At 62.9% G+C, this 25,031-nt stretch carries 22 protein-coding genes; 11 read left to right on the top strand and 11 right to left on the bottom strand.

The features are described 5' to 3' along the window. Nucleotides 1-254: 254 nt before the first annotated feature. Nucleotides 255-1,394 carry an efflux RND transporter periplasmic adaptor subunit gene (locus tag AC0L3H_RS03055; protein WP_473584611.1) on the bottom strand — a complete coding sequence of 380 codons (1,140 nt, stop codon included), beginning with the start codon at nucleotides 1,392-1,394 and terminating at the stop codon, nucleotides 255-257. Between the two features lie 74 nt (nucleotides 1,395-1,468). After that, entirely contained in the window at nucleotides 1,469-2,077 is a 609-nt protein-coding gene (locus AC0L3H_RS03050) for a TetR/AcrR family transcriptional regulator (protein WP_031255374.1), read from the bottom strand. Nucleotides 2,078-2,305: 228 nt separating this feature from the next. Here AC0L3H_RS03050 and AC0L3H_RS03045 point away from each other — a divergent pair, with 228 nt between their 5' ends. Together AC0L3H_RS03045 and AC0L3H_RS03040 are read left to right on the top strand one after the other, a co-directional pair. Further along, a complete protein-coding gene (locus AC0L3H_RS03045; protein ID WP_473584462.1) occupies nucleotides 2,306-2,659 on the top strand; it encodes a VOC family protein in 354 nt (117 codons plus the stop codon). Nucleotides 2,660-2,729: 70 nt separating this feature from the next. Next, on the top strand, nucleotides 2,730-3,623 hold the full coding sequence (locus tag AC0L3H_RS03040) for a PhzF family phenazine biosynthesis protein (RefSeq protein WP_473584461.1): 894 nt from the start codon (nucleotides 2,730-2,732) through the stop codon (nucleotides 3,621-3,623). A gap of 535 nt (nucleotides 3,624-4,158) precedes the next feature. On the opposite strand, the gene AC0L3H_RS03035 is transcribed toward AC0L3H_RS03040, so the two are convergent. Genes AC0L3H_RS03035 through AC0L3H_RS03025 form a run of 3 tightly spaced genes read right to left on the bottom strand, consistent with a single transcriptional unit; the run spans nucleotide 4,159 to nucleotide 6,432 of the window. Beyond that, entirely contained in the window at nucleotides 4,159-5,796 is a 1,638-nt protein-coding gene (locus tag AC0L3H_RS03035; protein ID WP_473584460.1) for an acyl-CoA synthetase, read from the bottom strand. Between the two features lie 58 nt (nucleotides 5,797-5,854). After that, nucleotides 5,855-6,184 carry a type II toxin-antitoxin system RelE/ParE family toxin gene (locus AC0L3H_RS03030; protein ID WP_473584459.1) on the bottom strand — a complete coding sequence of 110 codons (330 nt, stop codon included), beginning with the start codon at nucleotides 6,182-6,184 and terminating at the stop codon, nucleotides 5,855-5,857. A gap of 2 nt (nucleotides 6,185-6,186) precedes the next feature. After that, nucleotides 6,187-6,432, bottom strand: coding sequence for a type II toxin-antitoxin system ParD family antitoxin (locus AC0L3H_RS03025; RefSeq protein WP_077381476.1), 246 nt, complete (start codon nucleotides 6,430-6,432; stop codon nucleotides 6,187-6,189). 137 nt (nucleotides 6,433-6,569) lie between these two features. Between AC0L3H_RS03025 and AC0L3H_RS03020 the strand changes: the two genes are divergently transcribed. After that, complete coding sequence (locus tag AC0L3H_RS03020; protein ID WP_473584458.1) at nucleotides 6,570-7,535, top strand: sugar-binding transcriptional regulator; 966 nt, start codon at nucleotides 6,570-6,572, stop codon at nucleotides 7,533-7,535. Nucleotides 7,536-7,616: 81 nt separating this feature from the next. Next, entirely contained in the window at nucleotides 7,617-9,671 is a 2,055-nt protein-coding gene (locus tag AC0L3H_RS03015; protein WP_473584457.1) for a bifunctional aldolase/short-chain dehydrogenase, read from the top strand. A 10-nt stretch (nucleotides 9,672-9,681) separates the two neighbouring features. On the opposite strand, the gene AC0L3H_RS03010 is transcribed toward AC0L3H_RS03015, so the two are convergent. From AC0L3H_RS03010 to AC0L3H_RS02995, 4 genes are all read right to left on the bottom strand, one after another. Then, entirely contained in the window at nucleotides 9,682-9,843 is a 162-nt protein-coding gene (locus AC0L3H_RS03010) for a hypothetical protein (RefSeq protein WP_473584456.1), read from the bottom strand. 351 nt (nucleotides 9,844-10,194) lie between these two features. Continuing rightward, on the bottom strand, nucleotides 10,195-11,250 hold the full coding sequence (locus AC0L3H_RS03005; protein WP_473584455.1) for a substrate-binding domain-containing protein: 1,056 nt from the start codon (nucleotides 11,248-11,250) through the stop codon (nucleotides 10,195-10,197). Between the two features lie 62 nt (nucleotides 11,251-11,312). Then, a complete protein-coding gene (locus AC0L3H_RS03000) occupies nucleotides 11,313-12,332 on the bottom strand; it encodes an ABC transporter permease (protein ID WP_473508872.1) in 1,020 nt (339 codons plus the stop codon). Between the two features lie 35 nt (nucleotides 12,333-12,367). After that, nucleotides 12,368-13,879 (bottom strand): sugar ABC transporter ATP-binding protein, encoded by a 1,512-nt coding sequence (locus AC0L3H_RS02995; protein WP_473584454.1) that lies wholly within the window; start codon nucleotides 13,877-13,879, stop codon nucleotides 12,368-12,370. Nucleotides 13,880-14,014: 135 nt separating this feature from the next. On the opposite strand from AC0L3H_RS02995, the gene mtnK reads away from it, so the two are divergent. The 3 genes from mtnK to AC0L3H_RS02980 all read left to right on the top strand — a co-directional run bounded on the left by mtnK (nucleotide 14,015) and on the right by AC0L3H_RS02980 (nucleotide 17,504). Next, the gene (gene mtnK, locus AC0L3H_RS02990; protein ID WP_473584453.1) at nucleotides 14,015-15,286 is read left to right on the top strand and encodes an S-methyl-5-thioribose kinase; all 1,272 of its coding nucleotides are present in this window, start codon (nucleotides 14,015-14,017) and stop codon (nucleotides 15,284-15,286) included. Then, nucleotides 15,283-16,374 (top strand): S-methyl-5-thioribose-1-phosphate isomerase, encoded by a 1,092-nt coding sequence (gene mtnA, locus AC0L3H_RS02985; protein WP_473584452.1) that lies wholly within the window; start codon nucleotides 15,283-15,285, stop codon nucleotides 16,372-16,374. Before mtnK ends, mtnA begins: the two co-directional genes overlap by 4 nt. Before the next feature lie 302 nt (nucleotides 16,375-16,676). Continuing rightward, nucleotides 16,677-17,504: a phosphogluconate dehydrogenase C-terminal domain-containing protein gene (locus tag AC0L3H_RS02980; RefSeq protein WP_473584451.1), complete on the top strand. Its 828-nt coding sequence runs from the start codon at nucleotides 16,677-16,679 to the stop codon at nucleotides 17,502-17,504. Between the two features lie 52 nt (nucleotides 17,505-17,556). On the opposite strand, the gene AC0L3H_RS02975 is transcribed toward AC0L3H_RS02980, so the two are convergent. Continuing rightward, nucleotides 17,557-18,315, bottom strand: a complete 759-nt coding sequence (locus AC0L3H_RS02975) for a hypothetical protein (protein ID WP_473584450.1) — start codon at nucleotides 18,313-18,315, stop codon at nucleotides 17,557-17,559. Between the two features lie 62 nt (nucleotides 18,316-18,377). Then, nucleotides 18,378-20,060 carry a polysaccharide biosynthesis/export family protein gene (locus AC0L3H_RS02970; RefSeq protein WP_473584449.1) on the bottom strand — a complete coding sequence of 561 codons (1,683 nt, stop codon included), beginning with the start codon at nucleotides 20,058-20,060 and terminating at the stop codon, nucleotides 18,378-18,380. Between the two features lie 678 nt (nucleotides 20,061-20,738). On the opposite strand from AC0L3H_RS02970, the gene AC0L3H_RS02965 reads away from it, so the two are divergent. The 4 genes from AC0L3H_RS02965 (at nucleotide 20,739) to AC0L3H_RS02950 (ending at nucleotide 25,028) form a co-directional block, all read left to right on the top strand. Beyond that, entirely contained in the window at nucleotides 20,739-21,680 is a 942-nt protein-coding gene (locus AC0L3H_RS02965) for a D-ribose ABC transporter substrate-binding protein (RefSeq protein ID WP_031255363.1), read from the top strand. 93 nt (nucleotides 21,681-21,773) lie between these two features. Continuing rightward, complete coding sequence (locus AC0L3H_RS02960) at nucleotides 21,774-22,418, top strand: DUF2291 family protein (RefSeq protein WP_473584448.1); 645 nt, start codon at nucleotides 21,774-21,776, stop codon at nucleotides 22,416-22,418. Then, the gene (locus tag AC0L3H_RS02955) at nucleotides 22,415-23,971 is read left to right on the top strand and encodes a sugar ABC transporter ATP-binding protein (RefSeq protein WP_473584447.1); all 1,557 of its coding nucleotides are present in this window, start codon (nucleotides 22,415-22,417) and stop codon (nucleotides 23,969-23,971) included. Before AC0L3H_RS02960 ends, AC0L3H_RS02955 begins: the two co-directional genes overlap by 4 nt. Next, a complete protein-coding gene (locus AC0L3H_RS02950) occupies nucleotides 23,964-25,028 on the top strand; it encodes an ABC transporter permease (RefSeq protein WP_023800208.1) in 1,065 nt (354 codons plus the stop codon). Before AC0L3H_RS02955 ends, AC0L3H_RS02950 begins: the two co-directional genes overlap by 8 nt. Nucleotides 25,029-25,031 lie beyond the last annotated feature (3 nt).

Here is a 25,031-nt window from a genome sequence, read left to right as displayed (position 1 = left end):
GCCTCCATCTTTCCTGTTCGAGCATGATCTTTTCCGAAAACCGGATTCCACTTTTCGGGATCATGCTCCAGGCTTCCGGGCGGCGAGGCTTTCCGAGCGGAGAGACACTCATCGCGGTGGGGCGCCAGGATCGATGTCGGGGGGGTACATCGACCTGACGTCTTGACAATCGGGCACCTGCCGCCCGGAAACCGTGAACCGCTTGACCTCGCGGCTTGCGCCGATGCGAGGAAAAGCCGTTTTATGCCTGGCCGTCAGCGCACGCGCTTGACGGCGTCGCCATCATCGTCCGCCGATGCGGACTGTTGCACCGCATCGCCGGCCAGCTTTACCTTCAGATTTTCGGTCATGAATTGCGTGCCCGCCGCAACGACGACATCGCCGGGTTTCAATCCTTCGGCAACATGCACGCCGTCGGAGGTGAACTCGGCGACCTTGATCGGACGCGCATGGACGGTCTCGCCGTTGCGGTCCACGGTCCAGACGATCTGCTGGCCGTCCTTTTGCGCCAGCGCGCTCAACGGGATCGATACGCTTTGCAGCCTGTTGTTGGCGGCCGAAGCCTCGATATTCGCGGTCATGCCGAGAAGCACGCGCGGATCGCTGGGCAGGCTGACGCGAACGGCAAAGGTACGCGACTGCTGATCGGCGCTGCCGGCGACTTCACGGACCTTGCCGTCGAGCGTCAGCGCTTCGTCGGACCAGAAGCTTGCCTTGACGTCCTTGCCCGGCTTGAACTGGGCGATATCCGTTTCCGGCACGGCGATCAGCACTTCCTTTTCGCCATCGACGGCAACGGTCACAACCGGCGTGCCGGAGCCGACCACCTGACCGACATCGGCGGTGACTGACGTGACGATGCCATTCCTGTCCGCCTTGAGGTCGGTGTAGAGAACCTGGTTCTTCGCCTGGTCAAGCGCTGAACGGGCGGAATTGCGGGTGGCGACCGCCTGATCATAGCTGAGCGTCGCCTGTTCGAGCTGTGATTTCGAGGAGAACTTCTTGGCAAACAGCTGTTCGGCACGACGGCGGGCAAGGCCCGTTGTCTCGACCTGCCGCTCGGCGGCCTCGAGGCTGGCCTCGGCGCTGTTGACCGAAAGGTCGTAGTCGGCGGGATCGATGCGGGCCAGAACGTCGCCCGGCTTGACGCGCTGGCCGATGTCGACCAGGCGCTCGGTGATCTTGCCGTTGATGCGGAAGCCGAGATTCATCTCGGTGCGGGCGCGCACCGATCCGGAGTAGGAGAGCTCACGGGTATCGTTCGCCTTAGCGATCTCGACGACCTTGACCGGCCGGACGATGTCCTTGACTTCCACTTTTTCTTGCGAGCAACCGGCGAGTCCAAGCGCCGCGACGACGACCAGAGCCGGACCAATGGCCGGCAGCCTGTTCATGATGGATTTGGACAAAGACACTTGCGTACTCCCGAACTGGAGATGGATTGTCGACGCCCGGCGGACGCCGCCGGTCATTTCTTCAAAGCCCTGATGGCAAACTCGATAAGCTCGTCCGGCATCGCCCGGTTGTTCTTGGCAAGGCACTGGGCGACCATCTGCGGGTGACACAGGGTGATGATAGCGGCGCCGAAACACCGCGAAGCGACTTCCGGGTCCTGGTCGGCAAACTCGCCGGCCGCGATTCCCTCGCGGATCACCTCCTCGACCAAGCCGCGGATCCTGTCGATATGCTTCTCGATGACATGCCAATCGCGCTCGATGGCGACGACGACCATTTCGTGCACCTTCTCCTGGTCGAGCATGGTGTCGCGGGTCCACTGATAATGCGTTTGCACGTAGCGGCGCAGCCTTTCGCTGGCCGTTCCGGGACTATGGCAGGCGTCGTAGGTCAGTTGGTAGCAGGTAGCGAGCATACGGCCGCAAACCGCCTGGTGGATCTCAACCTTGGAGGCGAAGAAGCGGTAGATATTGGCCGTCGACATGCCGAGTTCACGGGCTATGTCGGCGACATTGGTCTTGCCGTAGCCGTAGTGGCGGAACAGTCGCTCTGCGCAATCGAGGATGCGCGCGACATTCTCCTGCCGGACCAGATCAGCCGTCGTGTCGAGGGTGTCATGCATCATGTATCATTAGCTCTTACGAGTGACGAATTTTGAATTTCGTCACTCGTAATTCGAAATCGCGCGCCTGTCAACAGGTGATGTTAACCTTTCTGGATGACCGGCGACATCCGTTGATACAACCTGGGCGTGAACAGCGTTAACGAAGCCTGCTGCGGGTCCCCGCAGCTCAGCAATGCGTTATCATCGAAGCTGTGGAGATACGCCAAGCTGTGAAGGAGACATGGAATGACCGTGCTGCGCATCGTCTCGAACATCGCAACAGACAGCATTCCGGATGTTCGGAAGTTCTATACCGACTTGTTCGGGCTCGATGCCGTCATGGATCACGGCTGGCTCGTCACGCTGGCGTCCAGCGAAACCACCGTCCCCCAGATCAGCATCGCCAGCCAGGGCGGCTCAGGCACTCCGGTGCCTGATCTGTCGATCGAGGTCGACAATGTCGACGCGGTTTATCTTCGCGCGAACGAGATCGGTTGCAGAGTGGTCTATGATTTGACCGACGAACCGTGGGGCGTAAGACGCTTCTTCATTGCCGACCCGACCGGCAAGCTGGTCAACGTGCTCTCGCATCTTCGGTAGAGATTGTTCTTTCGGTAGAGATTGTTCTGCAAACTGAACGGGCCCAATTGCGGTTCTCGGAGGAAAAACCATGAGCAGAACAATTCCATTTCATTTCGTCGATGTCTTCGCGGTAGAGCCGCTGACCGGCAATTCCCTCGCGGTGGTCGATGGCGGTGACGAGTTGACGCTCGAGCTGATGCAGAACATTGCCCGTGAGTTCAACCAGTCCGAGACCACTTTTGTCCTACCGGCGACCCGGGCGGACGCCGATTGGAAATTGCGCTCTTTCACGCCGAAAGGCGTGGAGGTTTTCGGCGCAGGCGGCCACAACACGCTAGGGGCCTGGTGGTGGCTCGCTGCCGCCGGGCGGCTCGAGCTGGGCGATGGCCCGACATGGTTTCACCAACAGATCGGCGACTTGGTATATCCATTGGCCATCTGGCAAAGCCAGGGAAAGCTCGAAAAGATCATTATGCGGCAAGAAGCCCCAGTGGCCGGCCGGCAGATCTCAAATCCTGGCGCCCTTGCCGCGGCACTTGGCCTAAATACTGAAGAAATAACGGACCTCGTGCCTTGCCAGGTGGTCTCGACCGGTGCTGCCCATCTCCTGGTGCCAATCCGCGATCGCCAAGCCGTCGACCGGATTTCGCCTGACGCCAAACAGCTTTTCGACCTGCTCAAGGAGGTCGGCGGGGAAGGCTGTTACGTCTTCTCACTTGATCCGCTACAGCGGGGAACCACAGCGTATGCACGGTTTTTCAACCCGACTGTCGGCATTGCCGAGGATCCGGCAACCGGTACGGCGGCTGGTCCGCTCGCCGCACATCTGGTTGCACACGGTGTTGCGCAGCCCGGCGTAATCAAGGTCGAACAAGGCACGGCGCTCGGACGTACCAGCATCATCGAGGTGGATGTCGATGCCGGCTCGGTGAGCGTGTCTGGACGCGGCATCGTGGTGGCGAGCGGGGCGTTTTCGATCTAGTTTCGCTGCACCGAGGATTTGGTTCCGAGCCCTGTGGACGGTCGCTGCCGGCCGGCCTGCAACCTCTAATCTCCAACGCTGCCGATTGGCATAAGCCACCACGCCTTCGTCATCCTAGGGCGAAGCAAGGAGCGAAGCGACGCGGCGCAGACCCTAGGATCCATTCCGTGACATCAGCCGAAGAATGCAGCGGCCCAGAACGGTGCTCGTATCCGCGACGGTGCCAGCTACCTTCCACCATGACCGGCTATGCCACCATGACCGCGAGCCAAAAGTGTGGCGAACATTTCGACATTTGCGACACCATCCAGCGCGAGAAGTCGCTGAAGCGCTGGCCTTAGAAGATCGAGCTGACCGAGAAGACCAATCCAGAATGGGTTCGAGCTTTTTCGCGGAACGGGGGTGGTAGGCGCTCGGTTCTGGTCCGCTGCATTCTTCGGCTTGGGTAACGGCATGGATCCTAGGGTCTGCGCCGCGTCGCTTCGCTCCTTGCTCCGCCCTAGGATGACGAAGTGAAGGGGGCGGCCTAATCCACCTACCCCTTAACCATCTCCCTCAGCCGGAACTTCTGGATCTTGCCGGTTGAGGTCTTCGGGATTTCGGCGAAGATCACCGCTTTCGGCAGTTTGAAGCGGGCGAGCAGCGCGCGGCAGTGATCGATGATCTCGGCCTCGGTCGCCGTCCTGCCCGGCTTCAGCTCGACATAGGCGACCGGCACCTCGCCCCATTTGTCGTCGGGCCTGGCGACGACGCCGCAGGAGGCGACGGCGGTATGCTTGTAGAGCGCCTCCTCGACTTCGATCGAGGAGATGTTCTCGCCGCCGGAAATGATGATGTCCTTGGAGCGGTCCTTGAGCTGGATGTAGCCGTCGGGATGCATGACGCCGAGGTCGCCCGAGTGGAACCAGCCGCCGGCGAAGGCCTCGTCGCTCGCCTTGCGGTTCTTCAGATAGCCCTTCATGACGATGTTTCCGCGGAACATGACCTCGCCGATCGTCTCGCCATCGGCCGCCGTCTCCTCCATCGTCTCGGGATCCATCACCGTCAGATCCTCGAGCGCGGCGTAGCGCACGCCTTGCCTGGCCTTCCTCGCCGCCTTCTGTCCCTTCTCCAGCCCATCCCACTCGCCATGCCATTCGTTGACGACCGCCGGGCCATAGGTCTCGGTCAGGCCATAGAGGTGGGTGACGGCAAAACCCGCATCGGCCATGCCCGACAGCACCGCTTCCGGCGGCGGTGCCGCGGCGGTGTTGAAGGTGACCGTCTGCGGAAATTGCCGCTTGTCCTCGTCGCTGGCGTTGATCAGCACCGACATCACCACCGGCGCGCCGCACAGATGGGTGACACCGTGGTCGGCGATGGCGTCATAGATCGGCTTCGGTCGCACCCAGCGCAGGCAGACATGGGTGCCGGCCTGCACGGCCAGCGTCCACGGAAAGCACCAGCCATTGCAGTGGAACATCGGCAGCGTCCACAGATAGACAGCATGCTTGCCCATGCCGGCATGGATGGTGTTGGCATAGGCCATCAGTGCTGCACCGCGATGGTGATAGACGACGCCCTTGGGATTGCCTGTCGTGCCGGAGGTGTAGTTGAGCGAGATCGCGTCCCATTCGTCGTCGGGCATCGACCAGGCGAAATCCTCGTCGCCGCCCGCGACGAAGGTCTCGTAGTCGAGCGAGCCGATCCGCTCGCCCTTGGGATAGGGCGCGTCAGTGGCGTATTCGGGATCGTCATAGTCGATGACCAGCGGTTTTACGCTGGCCAGCGCCAGCGCCTCGCTGACGACATTTGCAAACTCGCGATCGACGACCAGCACCTTGGTTTCGGCATGGTCGAGCTGGAAGGCGATGACGGCGGCATCGAGACGGGTGTTGAGCGAATGCAGCACCGCCTTGGTTATCGGCACGCCGAAATGCGCTTCCAGCATCGGCGGGGTATTGGACAGCATGACGGTGACGGTGTCGCCCTTGCCGATGCCGCGCCTGGAGAGCGCCGAAGCAAGCTTCAGCGACCGCCGCCAGAAATCGCGATAGGTCGTGCGCTGGCGACCATGGATGATGGCGACATGGTCGGGAAAGGTCCTTGCCGCCCGCTCCAGATAGCTGAGCGGCGTCAGCGGCTGGTGGTTGGCTGGATTCCTGCCGAGATCCTGTTCGTAGGGATTGCCCATCCCGTCCTCCCCATGTTTATCGAACGCTTCGGGACGCTGGCGAGCGAGGCCGCCTCAGCTACTCCTGGTGCCCCTGCCCGCCTTCGCCTTCTGACCATAACGCATTGATGTCGCGATGCCCTTCGATGATGTTCGCCACCTCAAAGCAATCTCCATTATAGCGGAAGAAAATGACGTATCCCCGGAAGGCGAAACTCCGGATGTCCGGCCGGAGATCGGGGCGAGGACGACCGATTGTCGCCTGCAAGCTCGCCAGATCACGGCATTTCTGGCGCAGAGCATCCACAAAACGGCGGCCAAGCACCAGGCTGCCGCTTTCGCGAGCGACGTATTCAAAGATATTGACCAAATCTGTCTGTACCGACGGCAACATACGCAGCCGTGGCACTCCTAGAAGCCTTCCTTTGCGAGTTGCTCAGCCTTGGCTTCCACAGCCGCGTCAATGTCCTGCTCGGTCGCTTCGCCGTCGTCAGCAAATGACTTATCCAGCATGGCGCGTAGCGCCTTTAGCTTTTCCTCGCGTTCTTCGACCAGGCGCAAGCCTTCGCGCACGACTTCGCTGGCAGAACCGTAGCGGCCCCGCTTGACAATGTTGGACACGAAAGTTTCCCAGCGCTCACCCAATGATACGTTCATTGTCAGGCCTCCTGTTCAGTTTTTATCCCGATAACAAAAATGGCGCAATCACTGGCATCGACAATACCCGCAGTTCACCAGGATTCCACAATTTGACTTTTGTCGACAGCCGTGAATAATGTCAACGAGGAGATGGCATGGCGATCCGACCGGCAGAACAGCTTATCCATAAGGCCGCCTGGCTCTACTATGCCCACGGCCTGCGCCAGGACCAGGTCGCCAGCCAGCTCAAGATTTCCCGAGCCTCGGTCGCCATGTATCTGCGCAAGGCGCGCGAGACCGGCATCGTCAACATCTCGACCTCGACCCAGCTTTTCACCGACGATGTCATGGCGCGCAAACTCGAAGACGCATTGAGGCTCGATGCCGTCTGGATCGCGCCGGAAAACGGCCATGTCGCCGATCCGTCGACCGACATCGCAGTGCTGGCGGCCAGCGTCTTTCTCGAGCTGATCAAGAAGGGCGATCGCATCGGCGTCGCCTGGGGAAGGACCATCTATACGATCGCCGACATCATGTCCTATGCCGATCTGCAGGATGTCACGGTGGTGCAGCTCTGCGGCAATCTGGGAGCCCCCTATTCCTACCGCCCCGACCAATGCACCATGGAAATCGCCCGCCGGCTCAATGCCAAGGGGCTCAATTTCTATGCGCCGCTGGTGCTGACGACAGAGGAACTGGCGCGCGGCCTGCGCGACGAGCCGGTGATCCGCGAGCAGTTGTCGGGCATCAGTGCGTGCAATCTGGCGCTTTACTCGGTCGGCACCGTCGACGCCGACAGCCATGTCGTCAAGTGCGGCGCGCTGACTGCCAGCGAAATGGAGGTGCTGCGTCGTGCCGGGGCTGCCGGCGTCATCGCCGGTCAGATCATCGACGCGCAAGGCAAGGCGCTCGACTGCAGCTACAACAGGCGGATCATTTCGGCGGAGCTGTCATCGCTGCGCAAGATTGAAAAGCGTCTTGTGGTGGTGCAGGAGGACAGCAAGTTCGGACCGCTGGTGGCGGCGATCGCAGGTGGGCTATGCACGCATCTGGTGGTCGGCGCCCGGATGGCGCGACGACTGCTCGACCATGCCGGACCGGCAGCAGAAAAGGTCGCCTAGAGAACACAAGCCGCGGACACATTGTCATCAAGGCGTCGCGGCATTCCTGTTTCACAACAAAAACAACCGGACGAAGCGAACATGAAGAACCTGTGGAATGACGGCGACGCGGAGAAGCTGGTTGCCGACTATGCAACAAAGGGTGTGGCCCGCGACCTGGCGCTGCGCGTCTACACGACCAGGCTTCTGGGCGGCGAACCGCGGCTTGTCCTGCATGGCGGCGGCAACACATCGTGCAAGACAAAGGCCATCGATCTCGTCGGCGAGGAATGGGACGTGCTCTGCGTCAAGGGCAGCGGCTGGGACATGGGCATCATCGAGCCGCAGGGCCTGCCGGCGGTCAAGCTCGGCGCGCTGCTCAAGGCGCGGTCGCTCAAAAAACTCTCCGACGAAGACATGGTGACGCTGCAGCGGGTGAACCTGATCGATCCGTCTTCGCCCAACCCTTCAGTCGAGACACTGCTGCACGCCTTCCTGCCGCATAAATTCGTCGACCATACGCACTCGACCGCCATCCTGGCCATTGTCGACCAGGACGACAGCGAGGCGCTGAGCAAGAAGGTTTTTGGCAACAAGATGGGGTTCGTGCCCTACATCATGCCGGGATTCGACCTGGCGAAGGCGGCTGCCGATGTCTTCGACGCCGACCCGACGGTCGAAGGCCTGATCCTCGACAAGCATGGCATTTTCACGTTCGGCGACGATGCCAGGCAGGCTTACGACCGGATGATCCATTATGTTGATATCGCCGAGGATTTCATCGCCAGCCACGGCAAGCCGCGCAGCGAAAAAGCTGCCTTGCCGGCCAGGCTGGCGAGGCCTGCGGAGATTGCCCCGATGCTGCGCGGTGCGGTGGCGGTAGCGCGCGGCGAAGGCCGCTTCGACCGCATGATCAGCGATTTCCGCACCTCGGACGCGATCGTCGATTTCATCAATTCGGCTGACATTGCCGACTATGCCGGGCGCGGCGTGTCGACGCCCGACCTGTCGATCCGCATCAAGACCGGACCGATGGCGCTGCCGGCGCCCGACGCGGACAAGATCGGCGACTACAAATCCGTCATTCGCCAGCATGTCGAAAAATTCGCCAGGGATTATCGCGCCTACTTCGAGACCAACGACGCGCTCGACGATGTGAAGCGCACTATGCTCGACCAGATGCCGCGCCTGACGCTGGTGCCGGGGCTCGGCATGTTCGGCCATGGCCGCACGCTGAAGGACGCGAAGATTGCCTCCGACGTCGGTGAGATGTGGATCGAGGCGGTGCGCGGCGCCGAAGCAATCGGCGATTTCCATCCACTGTCCAAGGCCGACCTTTTCCCGCTCGAATACTGGTCGCTGGAACAGGCCAAGCTCGCCGCCAACAAGCCGAAGCCGCTGACCGGCCAGATTGTGCTGGTCACCGGCGGCGCCGGCGCGATCGGCGCCGCCACGGCAAAGCTGTTCGCCGACAATGGCGCCCATGCGGTCGTCGTCGATCTCGACGCCGCGAGGGCGGCGGAGGCGGCAAAAAAGGCCGGCAACGGTTCGATCGGCGTCGGCGCCGACATCACCGACCCGGCGCAGATGCGCGCTGCCTTCGACAAGGCCGTTGCCGTCTACGGCGGCCTCGACATCCTCGTCTCGAATGCCGGCGCGGCCTGGGAAGGCAGGATCGGCGAACTCGACGACGCCACTTTGCGCAAGAGCTTCGAGCTCAATTTCTTCGCCCACCAGTCGGCGGCGCAGAACGCAGTGCGCATCATGCTCGAGCAGGGCACCGGCGGCGTGCTTTTGTTCAACACCTCCAAGCAGGCGATCAATCCGGGTCCGAAGTTCGGCGCCTATGGCATGCCAAAGGCGGCGACGCTTTTCCTGTCCAGGCAATATGCTGTCGACTACGGCGCCCACGGCATCCGCTCCAATGCCGTCAACGCCGACCGCATCCGTTCCGGGCTGTTGACCGACGCGATGATCGCCAGCCGTTCGAGCGCCCGCGGGGTCTCGGAAAAGGAATATATGGCGGGCAATCTGCTCGGGCAGGAAGTGACGGCCGAAGACGTCGCCCAGGCCTTCCTGCATCAGGCGCTGGCAGAGCGCACCACCGCCAATGTGACGACGGTGGACGGCGGCAACATCGCGGCAGCGCTGCGGTAATGCATGTCGCTCAAACGCCGAGGCGGCCGAGATCATTGGTGACGCCGATGTAGATCGTGCCGCGCTTCTGGCTTGCGGTCATAAAGGCATAGCCGGTCATGGTGAAGGGTAACTGCCACCGTTGCGGATGCAAGCGCCGTTCTGGGCCGTTGCATTCTTCGGCTGATGTCACGGAATGGATCCCAGGGTCTGCGCGACGTCGCTTCGCTCCTGCTCCGCCCTGGGATGACGAAGGCATGGTGGCCTGTGGCTAATCACCAGCGTCAGAGATAGTGCCTGCAGGCCGGCCGGCTCGCAAAGCCGCTGCACAGTTGGAGGACCCGTGGCGATCGTACACGGGATGCGCAATCCGGAACACTGGCTGTAAACCAGAGAGGCTGACGCAGCAGGCATTGATACCTAGCGGGATGCGTTCAAATTGAACTGGGCATCCCGCTCTAACTATCTGTTTTAGCCCCATTTCTGCGACGCCAAGTGATTCCACCCACCCGCGAGCCGCTCTTTCCACTTACCTGTGATAAACCTACTTCGCGTTGGGGTTCGGCATCCAGGCCGGCATCGCGACATCGGCATGGGCGAACTGCGGCAGCTTGGCCGAGAGGTCTTCCATGTTCTTGATGTCCTTGTCGATCAGGTCCTTCTGGCTGATCAGCGTCGGCGGCACGATGACGTTTTGGCCGGGGTCTTCGCCGGCCAAAAGCTGCGCCAGCGCGCGCACCGAAACCTGGCCGACGACGGCCGGGTTGGTGGCAGCCGTTGCCGCCCAGGCGCTGTCGGGCTCGCGCATCGCGGCGATGTCGGAGGTCGAGATGTCGGCCGAATAGATCTTGATGTCCTGTGACAGGCCGGCCTCGTCGACGGCGATCTTCACCCCCTTGGCGAATTCGTCAAAGGGCGCGAACATCACCTTGATGTCGGGGTTGGCCGACAGCACCGAACGGGCCTGGTTGGCGACGGAATTGGCGATCGGGTTGTCGAGCGTGCCGAACATCGCCGCCTCTTTGATGCCCGGATATTTCTTCTTGAACTCGACCCAGGTCTCGTTGCGGCGGTCGAGCGGCGCGATGCCGGCGACATAGACGTAGCCGGCCTTCCAGCCCTCGCCATTGTCCTTGATTGCCTGCTCGAGAGCGAGGCGTGCAAGGTCGCGGTCGGACTGCTCGATCTGCGGTATTTTGGGGTTCTCGAGGTTGACGTCGAAGGCGACGACCTTGATGCCGGCGTCGACCGCGCGCTGGGCGGCTTCCTTCATCGATTCCGTCAAGCCGTGCTGGATGATGATGCCCTGAACGCCGAGCGCGATGGCCTGGTCGACCATGTCCGCCTGAAGGGCGGCATCCTGACGGCTGTCGAGGACGCGCAGATCGACGCCAAGCGCCTTGGCCTGCGCTTCGACACCGGACAGATAGGCCTGGAAGAAGTCGCCGGTCGAGAGATAGCGGACCAGCGCGATCTTGACGGCGCCGGGCTTGTCGAACGGCGCCGGCCTGTCCTGCGCCATCGCCGGGACCTGCATCAGCAGCGCAGCACCGGCAAGCCCGATTGCTGCCTTCCCCAAAACTCTTCTTGTGATCTTCATGGTGTCTCCTCCACTTGTTGAATTCAAATTTCAGCCGGTCGAAAATCCTGTCCGTCGAAATCCTACCTGTTGCCCCTGTCGGAAAGGGCGAAGGTGAAGACCAGGGCAACCACGAGAACCACGCCCTTGATGAAATCCTGCGTGTAATAGGGCGCGTTCATCATCGTCAGACCCTGCAGCAGCACGCCGACAAACACCGCGCCGACAGCCGTGCCGAAGGCGTTCGGCTTGGCGGCGCCAAGAACCGCGTAGCCGATGAGTGCCGCAGCCACTGCGTCGAGCAGGAGATTATTACCCGAGGCGATGTCGCCGCGTCCAAGCCGGGCAGCGAGCAAAATGCCGCCGATCGAGGCAAAAACCCCCGAAATAACGTATGCCCAGATTTTGTATGCCTTGACAGGCGCGCCGGCGAGTTCGGCAGCCCGTTGGTTGCTGCCGACCGCATACATCATGCGGCCGAAACGGGTGTATTCGAGAAAGAACCAGATCAGCACCGCAAGCACGAGCAGCACGACGACCGAAACCGGGATGAGGTTGGGGATGAAGAAATCGAAGCGGTGGCGGCCGAGCGCCAGGAAGCCGGCGCCGAACGTGCCGTTGGCGACCGAGCCGTCAGGCATCGTCATGCCGGTGGCGATCGAGCGGCCCTCGGTCGGGATGCGCTGCAAACCGACGAGCAGGAACATCATGCCGAGCGTCGCCAGAAGGTCCGGTACACGCATATAGACGATCAGCCAGCCATTGATGAGGCCGACGATGACGCCGATCGCGAGACAGGCGACAACCGCGACGACAGCGTTCTGCTCCAGCACCACCATGACATAGGCGGCCGCCATCATGGCGCTGGTGGCGACGGAGCCGATCGACAGGTCGAAGCCGCCGACGACCAGGGTGGCGGTGACGCCGAGCGCCAGCACGCCGGTGATGGCGACGGACTGGAAGATGAAGACGGCGCTCTGCGGCGAGACGAAGCCATCGGCGGCGATGGCGAAATAGGCGATCAACCCGAACAGCAGAACGATGAAGCCATAGCGGATGGCATGGCCGCGCGCGGCTGCCATCCTTACCCAACCCGAACTCATGCCCTCTCCATTCCACGTCCCATTGTCTGCCCGCCTCACGCTGCGCTGTGCAGCGGCCCGCCCGCCACTTCGGCCAGCAGGCGATCGAGGTCGATGTCGGCGTTGCGATGCTCACCGACGATTGTCTGCTCCGACATCACCAGGATGCGGTCGGCGGTCTCCAGCGCCTCGTCGAGCTCGGTGACGAACAGCAGCGTCGCACGGCCGTTGGCGCTCGCCCGCAGCTTGGCCGCGATATCGCGCCTGGCTGAAATGTCGACGCCCTGAAACGGCTCGTCCAGTATGAACAGTCTTGCCGCCTGCGACATCCAGCGGGCGACCATCACCTTCTGCTGGTTGCCGCCGGAAAGCGCTGACATTTCGTCCTTCTCCGAGCGGCAGACGATGCCCAATTCCTTGATCTGCCGGCGGGCGGTGGCGCGCTCGATGCGGCGCTTGAGAACGCCCAGACGCGACATCCGCCTGTGAAACGGCAGGCTGATATTTTTCTGGATGTTGAAGTCGCCGACGATCCCGTTTTCGCTCCGGTCCTTGGCGACGAGAAACACGCCGGCGGCGATCGCCTCGCCTGTCGACCCCGGTGCATAGGCTTTGCCGTTCAGCACCATGGTGCCGGACAGCGGCTTGCGGACGCCAAACAGCGTCTCGGCGAGCGCTGTCTTGCCGACGCCGACGAGGCCGGTGATGGCAACGACTTCGCCGTCGCCGAGCGTCAGCGAGATCGGCCTGGAACCTTCGGCAATGCGCAACCTGTCGATCGTCAGGACAGGCCTGGCCGAATTCCTGGCGACGATCCGCTCGAGGTGGATCTTGCGGCCGAGCATGGCGTTGACCGCGCCTTCATAATCGAGCGGCTTGCTGTCGAAGACGCCTGAGACGACGCCGTCGCGCATCGAGACGATCCGGTCGGCAAGCCGCCTGATGTCGGACATGCGGTGCGAGATGTAGAGGATGGCGACGCCCTGCTCGCGCAGCCTGTCGAGCAGCGCGAAAAGCCGGTCGGCCTCGGCGCTGGACAAGGACGACGTCGGCTCGTCGAGGATCAGCACCTTCGGCTGATGCGCCATGGCGCGGGCAATCGCCACCATCTGGCGATCGGCCAGCGAGAGATCGCTGATCCGGGCCTTCAGGTCGATCATCAGCCCCATGCGGTCGGCAACCGCCTTTGCCTCGCGGCGCACCCGGCCCGGATTGAACAGGGTCGGCGCGCCGCTGCCGCTCAGCCTGTCGAGCGTCAAATTGGTGGCGACGTCGAGATCGGTGACGACACCGTCATTGATGTTCTGATGGACGGTGACGACGCCGGCGCGGATCGCCGCCGCCGGCGTTTTCGGCGCGAAGTTTTGGTCGGCGAGGCTCATCGTGCCGCTGCCGCGCTCATAAACGCCGCTGATGATCTTGACCAAGGTGGATTTGCCGGCGCCGTTGGCGCCCATCAGCACGGTCACTTCACCGGCATGCAAATCGAGCGAGACGCCGCCAAGCACCTCGATAGGGCCGAAGGATTTCCTCAGGCCGTCGACGCGGAACACGGCATCATTGCCCATTCGTTCCTCCCTGGCGACGACGCTATGGGCTGTTCCGGCAATTGTCAACACGATTGACAATTGCCAGAGGGCTTCCTAGCTTGGACCAACCGTGATGGCTCCACTAAGGTGAGAGCACGTAAACGGGAGGTGAGGATGACTGGGAAATTGCCGTTCGAAGCACTATCGGTCGAAACACTGGCGGCACGCCTCGGCGCCAACGCGGCGCTGTGCTCGCATATCGGCAAGGACACGAGCCGCTGGAAGGTTCGCGAGGTCGGCGACGGCAATCTGAACCTGGTGTTCATCGTCGAGGGTGCGCAGGGTGCGGCCGTCGTCAAGCAGGCCCTGCCCTATGTCCGCCTGGTCGGCGACAGCTGGCCGCTGCCGCTAAAACGTTCCTTCTTCGAATATCACGCACTGACCCGGCAGCAAGCAAGAGCGCCCGGTTCGGTGCCGGCGATCCATCACTTCAACGAAGGCCAGGCGCTGATCATCATGGAATACCTGTCGCCGCACATCATCCTGCGGCGCGCGCTGATCGAGGGCCGGCAACTGCCCAACATCGCCAGGGACATCGGCCTGTTCATGGCCCGCACCCTGTTTCGCGGCTCCGACCTGCATATGGCGACCAGGGATCGCAAGGCCGATCTGGCGCTGTTCGCCGACAATGTCGAGCTTTGCGACATCACCGAGAACCTGGTGTTCTCGGACCCGTATTTCGACGCCAGGATGAACCGGCATACGAGCCCGCAACTCGACAGCGTCGTCGCAGAGCTGCGCGCCGACCGCGACCTCAAGGTCGAGGCGCAGCGGCTGAAGCACATTTTTGCGGCCAATGCAGAGACGCTGCTGCACGGCGACCTGCATTCCGGCTCGATCATGGTCACCGAGACAGAAACGCGGATGATCGATCCCGAATTCGCCTTCTACGGCCCGATCGCCTTCGACGTCGGCATGCTGCTCGCCAATTTCTGGATGGCGTTCTTCTCGCAGCGTGGCCACGAGCAGAACGGGAAGCGCGACACCATGCGCGCCTATCTGCTCGACGTCACGGTTGAGACATGGTCGGTGTTCCGCAGCGAGTTCTCGCATCTGTGGTGGACCGAGCGCACCGGCATGCTCTACCAGCAAAGCCTGTTCGAGGATCAGGGCGACAGGCTCGGCGCCGAGCAGGCGCTCGACCACATGCTGCACCAGGTGTGGACCGACATGCTGGGCTTTGCCGGCGTCGAGGTGCACCGGCGTATCCTCGGCCTCGCGCACAATGCCGATTTCGAGACCATTGCCGACGCCGATCTGCGCGCCACATGTGAGGCGAAGGCGCTGAAATTCGGCCGTCACATCGCCGTCAACCGGCGCCAGATCCACAGCATCGACGAGGTCAACAAATTGGCCGCACTGATCGAACGGGAGAACAGGATTTGAACGTCGGCGACCGCCACTATCGCACCATCTGGCTGAGCGACGACGGCCGTTCGGTGGAGATCATCGACCAGCGCTGGCTGCCGCATGATTTCCGCGTCGAGAAAGTCGGCACCGTTGCCGGCATTGCCACGGCGATCCGCGACATGTGGGTGCGCGGCGCGCCGCTGATCGGCGTCACCGCCGCCTATGGCGTCGCCATGCAGATGGCCGACGACCCTTCGGATGCGGCACTCGACGGCGTCTGGGAGATCTTGCACGAAACCCGCCCGACCGCGATCAATCTGCGCTGGGCGCTCGATGAGATGCGCAATTTGCTGCGGCCGCTTACATCAGGACAGCGCGCCGAGGCGGCTTACCGGCGCGCCGGCGAAATCGCCGACGAGGATGTCGGCCTCAACCGCGCCATCGGCCTCAACGGGCTTGAAATCATCAGGGAAATCGCAGCACGCAAGCAACCGGGAGAGCCGGTCAACATCCTGACCCATTGCAATGCCGGCTGGCTGGCCACCGTCGACTACGGCACCGCCACGGCGCCGATCTATCTGGCAACGGAAGCCGGCATTTCCGTTCATGTCTATGTCGATGAAACCCGCCCGCGCAACCAGGGCGCCCAGTTGACCGCATGGGAGATGGCCGGCCACGGTGTGCCGCATACACTGATCGTCGACAATGCCGGCGGCCATCTGATGCAGCGCGGCCAGATCGACATGGTCATCGTCGGCACCGACCGCACCACCGCCGACGGCGATGTCTGCAACAAGATCGGCACCTATCTGAAGGCGCTGGCCGCCGCCGACAACGACGTGCCGTTCTATGTCGCGCTGCCGTCGCCAACTATCGACTGGACGGTGGGTGACGGGCTAGCCGAAATCCCGATCGAACAGCGTTCCAGCGACGAGGTCTCACTGGTCTGGGGCAAGACCGCGAGTGGCGAGATTGCGCAGGTCCGCATCTCGCCGGAGACGACGCCCGCGGCAAACCCGGCCTTCGACGTGACGCCGGCGCGGCTGGTCACCGGATTGATCACCGAGCGCGGCGTCGCCAGGGCGTCGCGCGCAGGCTTGAAGGCGATGTTTCCCGGACGCTGATGGATCCTGCTCCCACGGATACTGCTGAAACGGTTGGCAGCGGACCCTAAATATCAAGACTGACGGCTCGCCGGACCCCTGAAAAGACCCGGCCTCCCCGGCAATGCCAAATGCGATGTCGATCCACCACATGATCCGACAAGGCCGCCACCAGCTGGCGCAGCCGACGGCGCGGGACTGCGGAATTGGCTCTCGTGAACGCGTTCATCCCAAACGGGTTGCCAATCCATGGTAGTGTGATTATACCAGTTACTAAGGTGACGATCGGCAGGGCCATCGTTGGAGATCAGGAGTAGGGCTAGATGACTACGATTGCGCTGTTTGGTGCCGGCGGCAAAATGGGTTACCGCCTGTCGACCAATTTTCGCGGCTCTCCCTACATCCTACGCCATGTCGAGGTCAGCGACGCCGGCCGCGAGCGGCTGAAGACCGGGCTGGGCATCGACGCGGTCAGCGCCGATGAAGCCCTGGACGCCGCCGAGGTGGTGATCCTGGCGGTTCCCGACACCCATATCGGCAAGGTCGCTGCCAGCATCGAGGGCAAGCTTGCGTCCGGCACAATGGTGGTCGTGCTCGACGCCGCAGCGCCTTTCGCCGGCCATTTGCCGAAGCGGCCGGACCTGACCTATTTCGTCACCCATCCCTGCCATCCGCCGATCTTCAACGACGAGACCGACATGGCGGCCAAGAAGGACTATTTCGGCGGCGTCAAGGCCAAGCAGCATATGGTCAGCGCGCTGATGCAGGGACCGGAGGAGGATTTCGCCAAGGGCGAAGCGATCGCCAAGATCATCTGGGCCCCGGTGATGCGGTCGCATCGCGTCACGGTCGACCAGATGGCGCTGCTCGAGCCGGGCCTTTCGGAGACCGTCTGCGCTTCGCTGCTGGTCGTGATGAAGGAAGCGGTCGACGAGGTCGTCGCGCGCGGAGTCGACCAGCAGGCCGCGCTCGACTTCCTGCTTGGCCACATGAATGTGCTCGGCGCCGTCATCTTCGGCGAGACCAAGGGCGTGTTCTCCGACGCCTGCAACAAGGCCATCGAGTTCGGCAAGCCGGTGCTGATGCGCGAGGACTGGAAGCGGGTCTTCGAGCCGGAAGAGATTGCAGCGAGCATCCAGCGCATCACCTGAAGGCGGAAGCCGCCTTTCCTTCTCCTCTCGTAGGAGAAGGTACAGGCGCGTCCTATGTCACCGCGGTGACCCTACCCGCCGCATCGAGGCGACAGCCGACTCGCGCCTGCCGAACCTCGACGCCGCCTTGTCTTGCATAGTGTATGCGCACCTCGATCGGCGCCGTGAGCGCGCCCCGACGTTGCTGCAACGGGCCCGCGCTTACCGCGTGAACAAGCACGGCGCCAAGCGGCGTCGCGGCCGACGCGATCGCCGTGCGGCAGGCGCGCACCACAGCTGGTGGGATACCGGGTTTGGTTTTCAGTGGCGCCATAAACGGATAGCCATAGGTGATCCGCGCCGACGTGTTGCGACCAGTTCCGGAAGGCCTGAGCTTGCGGGGCAGGATGGCGAATTGACTCGCGGCCTTGGCCTTGGTGGTGGCTGGCGTGATGCCGGCATTGCTGCTCGCGGCTTGCCCAGCGCCCAGCGCCGGATTGCCTGGCTTACCTCCTGGAGCGGTGCCCGATGCGGACGAACGGTCGCCCACCCCGACACCTGTCGACAGGTCGCCGCTTGCGCCGCCGAGGTTGCCGCTGACGCCAAGTCCGGCACCGAGCGATCCCTTGCCCGCGCCGAGCGATCCGCCAAGGCTTGCTCCTCCTACTCCATCGACGCTCGAGCCGCCCGCCACCGAGGCGCCTTTCGGGCCAGCGCTAAGGCCAGCACCGACCCCGACACCGCCAAGTTTGCCGCCAAGCCCCGCCTCAAGAGCCGAGGCAGGGCAAATTGCGATCGCGACGGTCAATGCGGCTGCGACGTATTTGTTCATCACCATATTCCTCCTGCGGCATGGATTCGGCCCACCGAAATGCCCTTCACGATCAGCCCTCGCTAGGGAGCGCCGAGCTTCGGCGGTCGTGTCGGGAGCAACGCGTCGGGAAGCGCGATGGTCGCCACCAGAACAGGTCGCGATGGTTTTTTGGCCTTCACTTTGTGGTTTTCCCGCAACCCCGATTGACGGGCTGGTCGCGAGCGCACGGACACATCTGCACGCGAAGCTGCGACGGCACGCGCTTTCGGAACGCGGTTGATACGCTCGCTGCGACGCTCATCCCGGGCCTTTTCAACGTCAATCGCCTTTCGAGCGGCGCTGAGCTCGCGGGCCAGGCCGACGGCCTTGTTGCGCTCTTGCTCCAACGCCACGCTCAGCTCCATCGAGACGCGGCTCGCTTCCTGCCTTGCCGCGTCGCGTTCCCGCCGGGCGCTGTCGCGATCACGGGCAGCTGAATCTGCCCGTTCGCGCTCCAGTTCGAGTGCGTCGTCAGCTCGCTTCAAAGCCGCCTCGGCCACCTGTCGTTCCCTGATGGCGTCGGTGCGCGCAGCCGCAGCCAGATCCGCGCTTGTCCTAAGCGCGTCGATGGTCTGGCGCGCCGCGGTGAGTTCGCGTTCGAAGCGCTCAGCCTTGTGCCGCTCCTCATCCAGCGCTCGCTGCGCCTCTGCCACAGAGGCCGCCATGGAGTGACGCGCTTCAAGCATGGCGGCGTTCTCGTGATCGGCGAGAGTGGCTTTGGCCTTCAAGCCTTTGACCTGGCGTTGCGCCACTTCCAGATCGAGCGCGAGCTCTTCGGACCTTCGCTGCTGCTGTTTTAGCGCCTGTGCTTGTTCAGCCATCATGTCGGCTACCGCACGCGCCTGCGCACTGGCATCGCGGGCGCCGCGCTGCATCACGGCCAGTTCGGCTCGCGCCGCCGCCAAATCGCGGCCGTCATGGTCAGCGCGAGCCGGGTCACCGCGAGCCGGCTGCACGCTCTTCCTGAGCGCGTCGACTTCCCTTAGCGCCGCAAAGAGCTTTTGTTCCAGCGTACCGCGGTCAGTCCGCACCGCATCGAGTTCCCGCACCAAGGCGTCGGCCCGTTGACGCGCCGTCGCAAGGTCCTGATTGTGTCGGGCGGCATCGTTGCGAGCAGTCCGGCGAGCCGCAAGTGCTTCCGCGCGCGCTGCCGCGATTTCCATGCGAGCGGCGGACAGCTCATTCAGCAATGCCCCGTGCAGAGCTTGCTGCTGCTCCGCTGCAGGCTGCCGAGATGTGTGGGGACCGCGCACGCCCGGTTGCGCCTCGGCCTGGCCGTTCTCGACACTGGCGCGTTGCGAAGCCACGGCCGAAGAGCCGTCGCTGGCTGCGTCAGCCGGCGGTTCGGGCGCTTCTTGTTTGACCTCCACCGAAGCTGTGAGGTCGGAAGGCGAACTTTGTATCAGTTTGACGGTTATGTCAGCCCGTTCCTGACGGCCGCTCCTAGCTTGCAAGCGATCGGAAATCAGCTTTGCCAGCTCCTCCTCACGCAGACCTGCGGCGGCAATGCTGCCGATCAAGGGAAGGTCAAGTGTGCCAGTCGAGTCGATGGTGAAACTATGGTTGAGCTGCAACGCTTCCAGAACGCCGTCGCGCAAGGCAGTCCACTGCCAAACGTGCAGTTCGATCGTGTCTCGCGGAGCAAGTCTGTCGTCAGCCTTCGGCCGACCGTGTGCCGCAGATCCCAGCAGCAGGATGATACACAACGAAATGAGGCACAGCATGGCGCTGCCCCTCCTGCCGCGCATGCCACGCAATGAAAGCGAATGCCGTCGGTCAGCAAAGCTTGGCGCGGGGCTGCAGGATGGCGGCCTGAAACTCTGCACAAAAGTCATAGCTGAACCTCACCGGCAACGCGACCCTTGCCGCGAACGGATTTCATTAGGAAGAAAACCGCGCGCAGGCTGGGGTCGGGGAGAAATTCCACAACCACGACGCGACACTAGCAAAGCCTGCGCGTACCCGCTGAGCACCGAATAAGGCTTAGGAGTGTCTACTCCTTACTTAAATTATTGCGCCCTCACGCGCGTATCATACTCCTTAAGGCGGTGGTTCTCCGACCTGGCCAGATGCAAGGCGCATCGCAGGGAACGAAGTATCGCTCTTGGTGGGATGACTCTGGCGCTTGCTGCTCATCAGATACATATCATCTGAATTTGTGGTTGACTCATTATACCAGTTGGCTTAGCTGTTGGATTGGCTTTGGCCAGCCGAGGCCGGGCTGAAAATTGGGCAGGCGGCAGGTGGAGGGGCAGGCTGAGGACGGAACCGAGCCGGATGATCCGCCCGGATGAGCCGGCAAATGACCCGATCCGCGACACCGGACGCGATCCGCCTGACAAACTGGAATGCATTTCAGCCTGGGCCGCGGAAGCACAGGCTTTTTCAAATGGGAGAAAATCATGAAACTCACTCGCAGAATGACATTTGCGGCTTTTGCCGGCATGCTGGCGCTGGGCACCGCGGCACCCGCCTATGCGGCGGATCTCATTGCCATCATCACGCCCTCGCACGACAACCCATTCTTCAAGGCCGAAGCCGTCGGCGCGGAAGCCAAGGCCAAGGAACTCGGCTATGAAACGCTGGTGCTGGTCCATGACGACGACGCCAACAAGCAGTCCGAGCTGATCGACACGGCGATCGGCCGCGGCGCCAAGGCGATCATCCTCGACAATGCCGGCGCCGACGCCTCGGTCGCCGCCGTGCAGAAGGCCAAGGACGCGGGCGTTCCGTCGTTCCTGATCGATCGCGAGATCAACGCCACCGGCGTCGCCGTCGCGCAGATCGTCTCCAACAACTACCAGGGCGCCCAGCTTGGCGCGCAGGAATTCGTCAAGCTGATGGGCGAGAAAGGCAATTACGTCGAGCTGGTCGGCAAGGAATCCGACACCAATGCCGGCATCCGCTCCAAGGGCTATCACGACGTCATCGACGACTATCCGGACCTGAAGATGGTGGCGCAGCAATCGGCCAACTGGAGCCAGACCGAGGCCTATGCCAAGATGGAATCGATCCTCCAGGCCAACCCGGACATCAAGGGCGTGATCTCCGGCAACGATACGATGGCGATGGGCGCCCATGCCGCCCTTGCCGCCGCCGGCCGCAAGGACGTCATTGTCGTCGGCTTCGACGGATCGAATGACGTCCGCGACTCGATCGCCTCTGGCGGCATCAAGGCCACAGTCCTGCAACCGGCCTATGCGCAGGCGCAGATGGCGGTCGAGCAGGCCAACGACTTCATCAAGAACAAGAAGTCTCCGGCCGAGGAAAAGCAGCTGATGGACTGCGTCCTGATCAATGGCGACAATGCCGCCAAGCTGGAAACCTTCGCGCTGACCAACTGAGCCGGTGTGACATCAATCGCAAGGGACGAGCTTCCGGCTCGTCCCTTGCTTCCATTTCCCGGGTGCCCTGACCGCCATGCCGAACAAGCCGACATGTTGAACAAGCTGACTTGGGCGACCGTTGCCGTGATATTTGGCATCAGCCTGACTGCCTGCAAGATCCTGCCGACACCGTCCGCGGAAAATGGCGGCAATGCACCGGCCTTCAATGCGGACAAGATGGTCGGCGATATCTGGGCTGCCAAAATGGTGCCCTATCTCCAGCAGAAGGCCGGATCGTTTCCCGAGGTTCACGCCCTGGCGAAAGCCGATCCTGCGGCTGCCGGCGCCAAGTATGGCAATCCGAAGAAGCAGGCGAATTCGCCGTGGACCTTCGCGGTTCGCCTCGAAGGCAAGATTGTCGCGGCGAACACACAATCACGCGCGGCAACCATGGATGTCGATGCCGACGGTGACGGCAAGGCGGATGCACGGGTGCAGATCGGACCCGCGATGCGTGGCACCGCGCTGCGCGACAGCCTCGACTTCATCCAGTTCAACGATTTCACCAATCAGATCGACTTCGCCCAGTTCGGCAAGGCGTTCAACATCCATGCCGACAAGACGGTGCTCTCCAAGCTGCCGCGCGAAGCGCTGGAGGGCCGCAGCGCCAGGGTTGTCGGCGCTTATGTCATGGGCAGCGGCCAGGACCTGCCGCTGGTTACCCCGGCGGAGGCAGAGGTGGGGCCGAAGCCATGACTGCCGCCGGCGATCATGATGTCATCCTGAAGCTGGAAGACGTCTCCAAGGTCTATTCGGGGACAGTCGCGGTCAAGCGCGCGAATTTCGAAGTGCGCAAGGGCGCGGTCAATGTGCTGGTCGGTGAAAACGGCGCCGGCAAATCGACGCTGATGAAGATCATCGCCGGCGTCGAACAGCCGACGCTCGGCCGCATCCTCCTGGAGGGCGAAGAGGTCTCCTTCTCCTCATCCGGCGACGCGGTGAACCGCGGCATCGGCATGGTGTTCCAGGAGCTGAACCTGTTCGGCAATCTGAGCGTCGCCGAAAACATATTTGCCACCCGCGAGATCACCAACCGGTTCCGCAAGATCGACAGCCGGGAACAGGTGCGCCGCGCGGCCGAATTTCTCGAGCGCCTGCAGGCCGGCATCCGGCCGGACATGCTGGTCGAGGATTTGCGCATCGGCCAGCAGCAACTGGTCGAGATCGCCAAGGCGGTCTCGCTCGATGCGCGCATCCTGATCATGGACGAGCCGACCTCGGCGCTGAGTGCGGCGGAAGTCGAGATCCTGTTCAAGGTGATTGCCGACCTCAAGTCCCGCGGCGTGGCGATCGTCTACATCTCGCACCGGCTCGAGGAACTGATCCGCATCGGCGACTACATCACCGTGCTGCGCGACGGCCGCATCACCGGCCAGGAGAGGATGAAAAACGTCGACACGCAATGGATCGTGCGGCAGATGATCGGCTCCGACGCCAAGGACTTCGCCAAGCCCGACGGCCATGTTCCGGGCGAAGAGATCTTCCGTGCCGAGGATATCTGCCTGCCGCGCGTAACCGGCGGGCTTGCGGTCGATCATGTCTCGCTGTCGCTGCGTGCCGGCGAGATCCTCGGCATATACGGCCTGATGGGCGCCGGTCGCAGCGAGCTGTTCGACTGCATCATGGGGCGCCACGGCCATGCCACCGGAACGATTTTCATAGCCGGCAAGAAGGTCAGAGAACGCGACACCACGCGGCGCATCCGGCGCGGGCTGGCGCTGATCCCCGAGGACCGCCAGCGCGAAGGTCTGGTGTCGATCCTCTCGGTCGCCAGCAATCTGACGCTGGCCAGCCTGTCGCGGTTTGTCCGCCTGTTCCATATCAGCGGCGCCAAGGAGAACCAGGCGGTGACGCAGATGGTGCGGGAACTGGCGATCAAGGTCGCCGATCCGGCGCAGGAGGTCTCGTCGCTGTCGGGCGGCAACCAGCAGAAGGTGGTGATCGGCAAGGCGCTGCTCACCGGACCGAAGGTGCTGTTGATGGACGAACCAAGCCGCGGCATCGATGTCGGCGCCAAGGCCGACGTCTTTCGCACCATGCGCAAACTGTCCCGCGACGGGCTGGGCATTCTGTTCGCCACCTCCGATCTCGACGAGGTGATGGCGCTGTCCGACCGCATCGCGGTGATGAGCAATGGAAAACTGACCGGCATGTTCGATCGCGCCGAGGCGACGGAGGCGGCACTTGTCGCCGCATCGGCGCTTGGCCACGGGCCGGTCCCGCACATGGAGAGCCACGCCCATGACTGACATCCCGGCCAAGGCTTCGGTTGCCTCCGCCTCGAGCGGCTCCGTGCTGCTGACGCTGATGAAGGCGAGGACGTTCATTGCGTTGATCGCCGTCCTGATCTTCTTCTCGATCGCGGCGCCGAATTTCCTGTCGGCCGCCAACCTGATCCTGATGTCGAAGCACGTCGCGCTGAACGCCTTCCTCGCCATGGGCATGACCTTCGTCATCATCACCGGCGGCATCGACCTCTCGGTCGGCTCGATTGTCGGCCTGTGCGGCATGGTCGCCGGCTATCTCGTGCTCAACGGCATCGACCTGCAGGTCGGCTACACGATCTATTTCAACGTCTTCGAGATCGCACTGATCACGCTGGCGGTCGGTATATTGATCGGCGCCGTCAACGGATTGCTGATCACCAGGCTGAATGTCGCGCCGTTCATCGCCACGCTCGGCGTGCTCTATGTCGCACGCGGCCTGGCGCTGCTGTCGTCGGATGGTCGCACCTTTCCGAACCTCGTCGGCAAACCCGATCTGGGCACGACCGGGTTCGGCTTCCTCGGCGCCGGCCGGCTGCTCGGCCTGCCGGTCTCGATATGGATTCTTGTCGTCGTAGCAGTTGGGGCGGCCTATCTGGCCAAATACACCCCGCTCGGCCGCCACATCTTCGCCGTCGGCGGCAACGAACGGGCGGCGCGGATTTCGGGCGTCAGGGTCAACATGGTGAAGATGTTCGTCTACATGTTCTCCGGCTTCTGCGCGGCGGTCGTCGGGCTGATCATCTCGTCCGAACTGATGGCTTCGCATCCGGCGACCGGCGAAAGCTTCGAGCTCAACGCCATCGCCGCGGCGGTGCTCGGCGGCACCTCGATGTCGGGTGGCCGCGGCACGATCGGCGGCACAATCGTCGGCGCCTTCGTCATCGGCATCCTTTCCGACGGGCTGGTGATGATGGGGGTGAGCTCGTTCTGGCAGATGGTGATCAAGGGCCTCGTCATCATTGTCGCCGTCGTCGTCGACCAGGCGCAGCGCCGGCTGCAGAGCCGGGTGACGCTGATGCAGATGGCAAAGGCGGGCTGACCC

The organism is Mesorhizobium sp. WSM4816, assembly GCF_055811535.1.
Note: the sequence above shows the minus strand (reverse complement) of the source record. Positions and strands in the feature narration are given on the sequence as shown.